We start from the raw sequence: 10845 nt of genomic DNA, 5'->3' as shown, positions 1-10845 counted from the left end.
GATTTGCGCCGCTGGCCACCAGAAAGCGCACCACCTCCAGTCCAAAGTCAGAAAACTGGCTTGCCGCGTGGAACAGCGGAGTTTGGCCGCCGACCCCGTCCGCGTCCACTTGGGTCTGGGCGTTCACATCGGCTCCTTGCGCCAGCAGCATCCGCGCCGCTTTCACGTTTCCATACTCGGCCGCCACGTGCAGAAGGGTAGCGCCTTGGAGCGTCAGACGACGGCAGGCGGTCGACCCAAAATCCACTTCGGAAAAACGGCGGCGGACCAGATCGGGTTCGGCGTCGAGAATCTCCCCCAAAACGTCCAGGCGTCCGCGGATGAGTTCCAGAACTGGCGGAATATTGCGCCGAGCCGGGCAGCCCGCATCGATCAGCAAACGGATGCATTGCGCCTGCAGCGGCGAGCGCGAATACGTCCCGATCACATAATCCAGCGGGGACTCGTAGCCGCGCCGGGAGGGGAGGTGCGGATCGGCACCGTGGTCCAATAACCATTTCAAGGCGAGCGGCGATAGAGTTTCGCAGGGAGCGAACAGGATAGGGAAGTGCCCGTTCCACTCCGCATTCACATCGGCGCCGTTGCGCACCAGCAGATCCATCATGGGGATGCGGTGATCCACCAGCGCGGCCCGCATCAGGGGCGCGTCGCCGCCCTGGTGCAGGTCTGAACCATGGTCGATCATCCACTGCGCAATTGCGAGCCGCGCGGGGCCGGGCGCCTCCCAGGGCACCCGGCACTCCGCAACCCAGGTGAGTGGCCCAGCTTTTCCATAGCCCAGCGGAGCGGAATGCAGATCGGGATTCCGTGTCATCAGGGTGCGCACGGCGATGAAGTCGTTGGTATCAATGGCGTGCTTCAGCATCCCGATCTCATGCAGCGCATCCACGTGCTGCTTGAGCTTCGACCAACTCGCGAATCCGTATTCTCTTGCGGTCTGAAGCTGGGCGCTGGCGAGCGTCCGGGCTTTGCCGGCATGCAAGCGGTCTTTCGCCTGATCTTTCAGGTGGCGGAGATTGGGGCGTTCGGGCAGCGTTCGGAGCGGAGGGGAAGTAATGCTCACAGGGGGCCTCCTTTCGTTACGTGCCCGTTGTCCGCATGTGTCGGGCCGAAAGAAGGAACGGGGAAAGGTTCACAAACAGGATGGGCTTCAAGCCCTTTCCGCGGACCGGGTGCGTCCCTCACGCTTGTGCGGATGGTAACAGATTGAGAATCTGCTGGAATCCAAATCAGATCTTTATGGGTTTCTCCCTTGTGCATTGAGCCTGGCACACACTAACGTGTTTGCAACGGCTTCCGGCAGAGTGCTGCAAAACGCGCGATGCTGGTCTTTAGCCGCCTTCCCCTTGTTTTGCCATCCCCAGGAGGTCGAGCCATGCCGTCGAACCTGAAAGCTGCTATAACCCGCCGCGGATTCTTCCGATTTGCCGCCGGCGCCTCTGCTGCCGTTGCGGGCCTCCCCGTTGTGACCGAAGGAATGCTTGCCCATGCGCAGCGGGGGCGGCGTCTGGGCGATCCCAATCACGGCGTGCACATCGATTCCAACGAAAATCCGCTCGGTCCCTGCGACGCCGCGCGCCAGGCCATGATGAGCATGGTTCCAATGGGGGGGCGTTACCTGATGAACCAGGAATCCGACATGGTCGAGCTCATCGCGAAGCAGGAGGGCCTGGACGCGAAGAACATCCGCGCCTATGCGGGATCCAGCGAGCCCCTGGCGTACACCGTGTTGGCGTTCACCAGCCCCAGCAAACCCCTGGTAATCGCCGATCCAGGCTACGAAGCACCCATGTTTTCGGCTCAGAGCGTGGGCGCCGCGGTGCTGAAGGTTCCGCTGTCGGATCCGCACGGCGCAGCAGCGCACGACGTGAAGGCGATGCTCGCGGCCGCGTCGAACCCGGGCGTCATCTATATCTGTAACCCGAACAACCCCACCGGATCCTGTACGCCGCGGGCAGACATCGAGCATGTGGTGGCCAATGCGCCGAAAGACACGGTGGTCCTGATCGACGAAGCCTACATTCATCTGTGCGATGCTCCGCGTTCTATGGACTTCGTGAAGGAAGGCAAGAACGTCATCGTTCTGCGCACCTTCTCCAAGCTTTACGGCATGGCCGGCGTCCGCATGGGCTTTGCCGTTGGGCGCCCCGATTTGCTTGAGAAGCTCGACTATTTCGGACGCAACTTCCTTCCTATCACCGCCACGTCAGCCGCAATCGCCAGCCTCAAGCAAGCTGACCTGGTCGATACGCGCAAGAAGATTACGGCGGGCACGCGGGCTGACACGATGGCATGGCTCAAGCAGCAGGGCTACGCGGTGACCCCTTCGGAGAGCAACTGCTTCATGCTGGATACGAAGCGTCCCGGCAAAGAAGTCCTGATGGCGATGGCTGGCAAAGATGTGTTTGTCGGCCGCATATGGCCGGCATGGCCCACCAACGTACGCATCAGCGTGGGCACGCCGGAGGAGATGATGACATTTCGCAAGGCGTTCACCGAGGTGATGGCGAACCCGGCAACGGCGTGGATGGAGTCGCCGCGGGCGCACGGGGGTAAGTTCGGGGAAGGGTCGACAGCCCGCTGGTCCTAGAACTTTCAGAATGCTCCCAAGCACGGAAGGCCCACGCTTAATGCATGGGCCTTCGTTTGTCTGGCGGCTTCCGTGGGGTTCCCGGGCCAGCACAGTTTAGCCTGCGAAGTTAACTGGCTGTGGCACGGGTTTTTCAGGCACCGCATCCCGCAGAAACACGAAGGCCGGCTCCATATGGACGCCGGCCTCGTATTGCTGAGATTGTTTTAGAACGTCAACTTCAATGCCAACTGCACATTGAACGGCTCACCAGGGCCGATGCCGGGTGAGTAGTTGCCGGAACCGATGGTGGAACTGGTGGTGCCGAACGCGCCCGCTGAGCCGCTCGACCCATCCCAGTAGTCGTAGCAGAGCTGCGTGCATGCCGGGCTGGCCAAGTTAATGCGGTTGAACACGTTGTACATCTCGCCGCGGAATTGCACGTTTACCGGGAAGTCAACGATCGAGAACCTGGTGTTCTTGAACACTGAAAGATCCACATCGGAGAATCCTGGCCCGTACACGTTGTTGCGGCGCACATCGCCCCAGGTACCGGGACTGGGCTGCGCGTACGCATTGGTATTGAGCCACTGCACGTAGGGCGTATCTCCCGCGGGACGGACAAGCTTGTGTGAAACGCCCTTGAGAGGATTGCTGAGCTGGTTGGGACGTTGCACGTACTGGCTCGTGCCGCTTGTGTCGTTTGAGGTGTAGACCGTAATGGGCTGGCCGCCCTTAAACGAGTAAGCCGAGTTGATGGCCCACCCGGAGGTCAGCAGCTTAGGTCCTTTGAAGGCGGGTATCTCGTAGTTAACATAGCCAACCACGCTGTTCCGCGTGTCGAAGTCGGACGCGCCGTAGTCGCCCTTGAAGTTATAACTATCTTGCGGAAGGGCCCCACGGTAGGCCGTTACTTCATCCAGGTTGTGTCCCCAGGTGTAAGCGATCTGCGCCGTCATATTATGCCATTCGTTGGCGCGCAGCACCGCCTGCAGGGAGTTATAGTTTGACGTTCCAATGCTCTGAATCTGGTTGATGTCGGAGTAGTAGTAGCCGCCGAAGCTGCCGCTGTAGGGGCCCGGCGTCGCGTCCGGTGTGCGGTTGGCGATCATCTGATTGATATTGAGCAGGCTGAGGAGTTTGCGGCCCTGACTCCCCACATAGCCAAGCTGCGCCATGCCTTTGCTGCCCAGCGACTTTTCCACCTGCAGACTGAAGTTCACGTTGTACGGGGAGCGGAATCCAGAGGCCACGCTAAATGCGCCGCAGGGGGCATCAATCGGACATGGATCTTGATTGGTGGGCGTATCGATGATCTGCTTGCCTGCCTCAAGAACGTGGGTTCCCGTAGTTGCTGTGACTACCGGGTTGCTGCCGCCCGGGTTTCCTTCAAGCCCGTTGGGCGCGCTGTTGCCCGGCCGGTTGTCTAGGAATGGATTGGCATTCGGCATGTCGAAGAACAGTCCCGCGCCGCCGCGGATGACCATGCCCGGCTGCCACGAGGGTGACCACGCGAAGCCTACGCGCGGGCTGATGCTGGTGTAATCGGTACCGTAGACGCTGCCGATGTCCTTACCCTGGAACGCAATCCCGGTCGGCGTCGTTCCCGGGCGGAAGACCGACAGATCCTTCTTGTCGTTATGCATCGGCTGCATGATGTCGTAACGCAGGCCGAAGTTGACGTTCCACTGCGAAGTTAGCTGCACGCTGTCCTGTCCGAAGATATCGAACGCGTGCGAATAGACGGTGCGCTCCGGGTCACCGAAGGCCATTGTCGATTTGGTCATGTAGCCGGCCAGGAAGTTAGCCAGCGACTTAGCCTTGGAGTCTGCATCAATCAGAGCGTTTCCGCTCTCGTCCGTTGCGTCCCAAGGAGAACCGTAGTTGGTATCGAAGGTGAAGGTGCCGGTGGAGTGCCGCCAGTAAAACTCGTTGAGCTGCATCTGGCGATACTCGCCACCGAGCCGCAACTGGTGCTTGCCAATGGTCCAGCTCATCGCATCGTCGAGGTGGCCGGTGATGTCGTTGCGGCCTTCGGGCGGCGTATTGCCGGTTGCTTCAAAGCCGAAGATCTTGATATTGGGGGCGTTGGGAAATTGCGAACCGGTTACGAAGCCCGCATCCGCCAAGCCGCCAAAGTCCGTCTTGGCATCCGAGAACGTCTGGTTGAAGTAATTCACTCCGATGGTTACGGAGTTCATGATGGAAGGCGAGAAGGTATAGTTATCAACGGCCGAGTAGTTATAGACATGGATTGGCGCCACTTCAAAGTACCAGGGGTTCACGGCCGACTGTGATGTCGGTGCAGTCTGACTGCCTTGGCCCAGAAATGCGCGTCCGGAGACATTGTGCTTCTGGCTGAAGGTATGGTCCAGCTTGATCACACCGTTATAGCTATATCCAAACTCAGGCGCGGGGTTCTGAATCGCACCCAGCGAGGTGCCCGAGATCAGGTTCGACGGCCACAACATCGAAATTGTGTCCTGCATCATCGGGTTTACCGGCACCGGGTCCCAGTTGCCATAAGAACTGCCGTCAGGTTTCTTGTTGTTCAGCAATGCGATAGCCTCGGCTTGGTAGCCGGCATTCGGCTCCGTCCCGGAGTTGCCGGTCGCGATATTGAATTTCTGCTTCTCAAAGTTAGCGAACCAGAAGGTGTGGTCCTTCCAGAACGGGCCTCCCAGCGAAGCGCCCCACTGGACGTTGGAGAGCGGCAGATCGCCCAGTGTATTGAACGGGTTGCTGGCCGCCAGCGCCTGGTTGCGCTCATAGTAGTAAACGGAACCGTGCAGACTGTTGGTGCCTGACTTGGTAACCAGGTTCACGGTTCCGCCGGGATTACGGCCCACTTCAGTGGAGGACTGCGTCTGCAGGCTGAACTCGGCAATTGAGTCGATCGGCAGAGTTACGCCTGCAATGTTTTCGACGCCGCCTTGGTTTACGGCGGGGATGTTATGCCACCAGTCGTTGTTATCGGCACCGTCAATTTGCCAATTCACCTGGTTGGCGCGCGTTCCGTTTACCGATCCATAGCCGCCCAGGGAGTAGCCCGCGAAGCCTGGCGCCAAGCCAATCATCTGGGTGAAGTCGCGACCATTGAGTGGTATGTCCTGCACGGTAACTTCTGGGATCACGGTGGTCTGCGTGTCAGTGGTGGTGTCGAGCGAAAGACCTGACGCGGAGACCTCCACGGTGTCACCGGCAGCAGCCACTGACAACTTGATTGGAAGCGTATAAATTACGCCTGCTGTTACAGGAACTTTCGACACCATGATCTGCCTGAAGCCGTTCGCGGTTGCGGTCACGGTGTAACTGCCCAGCGCCAGGTCCTGAAACTGATATTCGCCGGCGCTGGAAGTCACAGTTTTATGCGAGACTCCGGTGGCCGTGTCAACCGCTTCCACCGCGGCTCCCGGCACGACAGCGCCGGATTGATCGGTAACCGCGCCGTTGATTCCGCCTCGAAATGTCTGGCTGATGGCTGCGGGAACTGTTGCAAGCATAACTGCGCATGCCAGCAGGATGACTTTGGATACACGTCGACTGCGTCGCTCCAACATAGGGCTATCCTCCAGAGAAGGTTGTGAGACCCGGATGCTTTATGTGTGCGCGCGGCCAGAACGCAGGGGGAAAGCCGCGCGCTGTTTCATGAGTGCACGAGGCTGCGTCGCTTTGGGTGATGCAGGGGACTGGAAAGATGGGGATAATCTTCCATCCTCAATGTTAGTGATATTTCGCATGAGGATGAAATCAAGGAATTCGGAAATCCATGTCAGCACGTGATGCAGGTCACAGCCAGAGGTGCTCATTCGCACATAAACGCGCGTCAGTTGGTGCCACCCTCTTATGTTGAGGTGCAGCATGGTGGAATCGGCTAAGAATCGTTGGAGCTGTCCTTCGGTGATCCTGGTTGCGACGGATCTAAGTGACCTGGATCGGCTTATGCCATTCGCTTTCGATGAGGGCGCGGCGACTGGTGCGCACTTGATTTTGCTTCATATTGTCTCCGCGGCTGAGGCGATGACGGCCGATGCTTCCGGCATGCCTTATTACGATCCCGCAGGTGCGCTTGATGTGGCCGAAAAGACTCTTCAGCCCTACTGTGAAATCGCTCGGAAAAGGGGTATTATTTGCGATCAGGTGATCCGCGAGGGTCAGTGTGCACAGCAGATTCTGGCTGCAGCCCGTCAGTTCAATGCGGACCGCATCCTGCTTGGGACCCGGAGCCGGGGCAAGGTCAGCAAGTTGCTCCTTGGTTCCGTGGCTGAACAAGTGCTGCGCTCGGTCAACATCCCGGTCATTACCGTGGGTCCCGAGGCTCGTCTCCCGGTGGTCGGCAATCACCCTGAACAGGTTGTATTGCATGCCACCACATTCAGAGAGGCCTCCCGTCCGAGCGCAGTGCTTGCCAGCCAGGTTGCATCGGTGCTGCAGGCACGTTTGATCCTCCTGCATGTTCTTCCTCCCATTACGGATATGCGGCGCAAGGGGCTTCCCTCGGGCCTGGACTCCGCCGCGATGCAGGAACTTCGCGCGCTGGCGGCTGAGATTTCGCAGGGCATCGAGGTGCCTGTAGAGGCTAAGGTTGTGCACGGCAATCCGTCGATCGAGATCCTGGCCGAGAGCGCGGAGCACCACGCTTGTCTCGTATTGCTGGGGGCGACGCATCGATCGGCCCTCGAAAGCCTTACGCGCGATCGCACCATTTATAAAGTGCTGGCGCACGCCCGCTGCCCGGTGATGACCCTTCGGGAGACCGAACTGGGGAGAACAGGGAAGAGGGGAACGATGGAACAAGGGAAGGGAAAAGAAGGGCAGATGCAGGTTGCAGGCCCTGCGCCTAAGGTCTGACCTATGCAGTAGAAGCCGTAAGCCCGGTATCTCGAGCGCCGGCTCCTTCTCTTTCCCTTTTCCTCGGTTCCTCTTTCCCTGTCTTTTGTTATTCTGATCCCGCATGTTCTCGTTATCCGCAGCCGGGAGGGACGCCCGTTGAGTGGCGCGCGCTGGGGGGCCGGCTTTTCGGCCGTGGGCCGCTTTGTCTCGGAGATGGACGCGGGCTCGAAGGGCAGCGCGATCAGAGCCGGGTACGTGCTGGCCGGCGATGAGCTTTTCCTGCAGGAGCGGTGCCGCGCCGCGATCATCAAGGCATTCGTCCCGCCGGATTTCAAAGAGTTTTGCCTTTCCGATTTCGACCTCTCGACTACGCCCATTTTCGACATTCTGGACCGCGCGCAGACGCCCTCGCTGATGGCGCCGTTCCAGGTGATCTTTGTGCGCAATGTGCGCAATCTTTACACGCGCGGCGCCAAGAAGGACGAGTTCGCCGCTCTGGCGCGCTACTTCCAGTCGCCCAACCCCCAGGCGCTTATCGTCTTCGTCGCGGACTTCATCCGTATCCCGTCGGACGCGCGCCGGATAGAGATGGATGACAAGAACAAGTACGAGCGCCTGACTGAAACACTGGGCGAGCATTGCGGCATGGTGGAACTGGCGCGCGTGAGCGAAGATGACGCTATGCGCTGGGTCAGCGCCACCGCCGGCGAGGGCGGCAACCGCATCGATCCGGATGCCGCGCGCGAGCTGGTGGACGCGCTGGGCGCGGACATGATGATGATCGCGGCGGAGCTGGAGAAGCTGCTTCTCTTTACGTGGGGCCGCGAGAAGATCACGCTGGGCGACGTGGAGACGATGGTGCTGGGGGCCAAACAGCGCTCGCTTTATGAGCTGACGGATGCCATCAGCGCGCGCAACAAGGTGAAGGCAATTGCTCTGTTGCACGGGCTGCTCAACTCCAGTGAGGCGGGGGAAGATGCCGCGATCGGGCACCTCTATATGCTGGCGCGGACATTCCGCCAGATGCTGGTCATCCTGGAGAAGAACGTGCGGGATCAGCGCGCCATCTGGCAGGCGCTGTGGCAGGGCTTCCGGATGCCGCCGTTTGCAGCCGATGATCTGATCCGGCAGGCGCGCCGGTATAAGTCGCGCCGCGAGCTGACGCGCGCGCTGCGGCTGATTGCGCGCGCCGATCTGGAACTGCGCTCCTCTCCGCCGGACAAGCGGCTGGTGCTGGAGCGGCTGGTGCTGGACCTGGCTTCCGAGCCGAAGCCGCTATCGCCATGGTCCGCCTCACAGCTCTCGCTCAGTGAACAGTGAAGCTTGATCGGGCAGGAACCCTGCCTGTCACAATGATCCTGTGCCTCACATAACTGTGCTGCTGGTGATTGCGGCTGTGCTTGCGCTGGCGCCGTATCTGGCGGCGGCGTTCCTCCCCTCGCGGGTTATGGAGCGGGTGCAGGAGCTTCCGCCGGTCGTGCAGGTGGTGGTTCCAGGGCTGCTGTGCGTGCCTTATGTGCTGGTGGCGGTGGATGCCGGCCAGTTCAACGGGCGGTGGCTGGCCGTCTATGGGCTGTTTCCGCCGGCTGTTGCGCTGGCGGCCCGTGTGACGCCGGACAAGGCGGTGTGGCCGCGACTGGCGATCCTGGCCGTGATCGGGCTGGCGGTGGATCTGCGGTGGTTTGAGGCGGCCTGGCCGGCGCACCTGTCGGTGTTCAACAAGGTGCTGCTGCTGGATGCGGGGATCTACGCGTTTGTGGCCCTGCGTCCGATCGAGGGTGCGGGATTCGACCTGCGGCTGCGACGGTGCGACGTCTCGATCGGGCTGCGGCAGTTTTTGTATTTTCTTCCGATTGCGCTGGCTCTGGGGCTGGCGCTGGGATTCCTGCATATCCATTCGCTCACGTGGGCTGACGCTCTGCGGCTGCCGGGGCGGTTTGCGTTTGCGTGGATTTTTACGTTCTTCTTTATAGCCGTGCCGGAGGAGTTGTTCTTTCGCGGGTGGATCCAGAACCTGCTGGAGCAGAAGGTTGGCCGTACGGGGGCGCTGGTGGTGACGGCGGTTCTCTTCGGGCTGTCGCACTTCAACAAGCGGGCGGTGTTCTTCAACTGGCGCTACGTCGTGCTGGCGGCGATTGCGGGGATTTTTTACGGGCGGGGGTGGCGGGAGCAGCGCCGGGTGGGGGCTTCGGCCGTGGCGCATGCGACGGTGGATTCGGTGTGGTCGCTGTTTTTGCGGTGAGGAACGTTGCCGGGGGGGGGGGCGTTTACCAGTTGGTAATTTCTGTGAAGTGGAGCGCATCGGGGGGATTCGCTCTATTTTCGCTGTTTGTTCGGGTTCAGGGCGAAGATGAGGAGGTGCTGTTCTTTTGGACTTAAACCGTTAAGAACCAGTTATATATGTCTTAAAAATGTATATACATGCAGGCAGAAAAAAACGAACAGTCAGGTGCTTTTTAGTAAACAGCAAGAAACGCCATTCTGCTTCATCGGACACCGGAAAGCCAGGTTAGACAACGATCCTGGCCGTCGCCGACAGTTCATTCATGATGCGCGGGGTGCGGAATTCCGGCTGTGATGGCGGTCACGGATGGTGTCTGCGCCGCCCAAGCAGAGCTTGGACGGGGCACCCCCATACGGGCCCGCATTTCACATTTATGGTTCTGGAAATGGCACGGACTCGGAGATGATGGGGCGGTCTACCCAGGTGAGGTAACTGATCCCTACGCGCATGTTGTGGTCGATGCTTCCGGGGATGGTGATGGCGATGGCGATGCCAAGGATGGCGTGCGCCACGGCGAGGGGCCAGAGGTTTTTGTAGCGCAGGAAGAACAGGCACGACGCCAGGCCGCAGATCAGGGTGATGACGGTGAGGACGGGGTTGGGGAGGTGCGCCGCGGCAAACAAGGTGGCGGACACTCCCGCAGCGGCGGTGGTGTTGGGAATCAGGCGCACCGAGCGGGCCAGGAAGAAGCACTGCAGGATCAGCTGCTGCAGCCCGGCCCAGACGGCGTACCACCCGTAGTGGCGGATGAACAGGTACGGGGAGGGGGGCAGGCGCAGGGTGTGCAGGCGCCCGGCAATGGCGATCCCAAGCAGGGCCAGGCCGGCGGCCAAGGCTATGGCCCACAGCGACCGCGAGAGGTTCTGCGTGCAGATACCCATGTTGGCGAGCCCCTCGAAGGACAAAGCGATGACCGCGATCATGCACACGCCCGCAATGGCCCACATGCCGGCCTGCCAGGGACGCGGCGTCCAGATGACGAGGAGGATGAGGCTGTAGATTCCGGTGAGTTCGAAGAGAGCTCTGCGCCGGCCGCGCACAGATGTCGTTTGACAATCTCTTTTAATCTGACCCTGATCTTTAAATAAGTACCAATCGCCCACGCACATAACTGAGGGGGTTAGATGCTGGATTGTGAATTCTGGATGACAAGCGGGGG

At 60.3% G+C, this 10845-nt stretch carries 7 protein-coding genes; 4 read left to right on the top strand and 3 right to left on the bottom strand.

Annotation, left to right across the window (positions count from 1 at the left end; genetic code table 11):
• Positions 1-1063 (bottom strand): ankyrin repeat domain-containing protein (locus tag VGL22_RS14530; protein ID WP_465267656.1); only part of this gene is annotated, 1063 nt, incomplete at its 3' end.
• A gap of 312 nt (positions 1064-1375) precedes the next feature.
• Between VGL22_RS14530 and VGL22_RS14525 the strand changes: the two genes are divergently transcribed.
• Positions 1376-2590 carry a pyridoxal phosphate-dependent aminotransferase gene (locus VGL22_RS14525; protein WP_465267655.1) on the top strand — a complete coding sequence of 405 codons (1215 nt, stop codon included), beginning with the start codon at positions 1376-1378 and terminating at the stop codon, positions 2588-2590.
• Between the two features lie 206 nt (positions 2591-2796).
• Here VGL22_RS14525 and VGL22_RS14520 read toward each other — a convergent pair whose 3' ends face one another.
• On the bottom strand, positions 2797-6072 hold the full coding sequence (locus tag VGL22_RS14520) for a TonB-dependent receptor (RefSeq protein ID WP_465267654.1): 3276 nt from the start codon (positions 6070-6072) through the stop codon (positions 2797-2799).
• A 343-nt stretch (positions 6073-6415) separates the two neighbouring features.
• On the opposite strand from VGL22_RS14520, the gene VGL22_RS14515 reads away from it, so the two are divergent.
• From VGL22_RS14515 to VGL22_RS14505, 3 genes are all read left to right on the top strand, one after another.
• Positions 6416-7420, top strand: a complete 1005-nt coding sequence (locus VGL22_RS14515) for a universal stress protein (RefSeq protein ID WP_465267653.1) — start codon at positions 6416-6418, stop codon at positions 7418-7420.
• 195 nt (positions 7421-7615) lie between these two features.
• Entirely contained in the window at positions 7616-8722 is a 1107-nt protein-coding gene (gene holA / locus VGL22_RS14510; protein ID WP_465267657.1) for a DNA polymerase III subunit delta, read from the top strand.
• A 40-nt stretch (positions 8723-8762) separates the two neighbouring features.
• Positions 8763-9644: a lysostaphin resistance A-like protein gene (locus VGL22_RS14505; protein ID WP_465267652.1), complete on the top strand. Its 882-nt coding sequence runs from the start codon at positions 8763-8765 to the stop codon at positions 9642-9644.
• Between the two features lie 413 nt (positions 9645-10057).
• On the opposite strand, the gene VGL22_RS14500 is transcribed toward VGL22_RS14505, so the two are convergent.
• Positions 10058-10726, bottom strand: a complete 669-nt coding sequence (locus VGL22_RS14500) for a lysostaphin resistance A-like protein (protein WP_465267651.1) — start codon at positions 10724-10726, stop codon at positions 10058-10060.
• Positions 10727-10845: the final 119 nt, after the last annotated feature.

Origin of the sequence: Occallatibacter sp. (genome assembly GCF_036502485.1) — a bacterium.
In the GTDB taxonomy this organism is placed as follows: Bacteria; Acidobacteriota; Terriglobia; order Terriglobales; family Acidobacteriaceae; genus Telmatobacter.
Note: the sequence above shows the minus strand (reverse complement) of the source record. Positions and strands in the feature narration are given on the sequence as shown.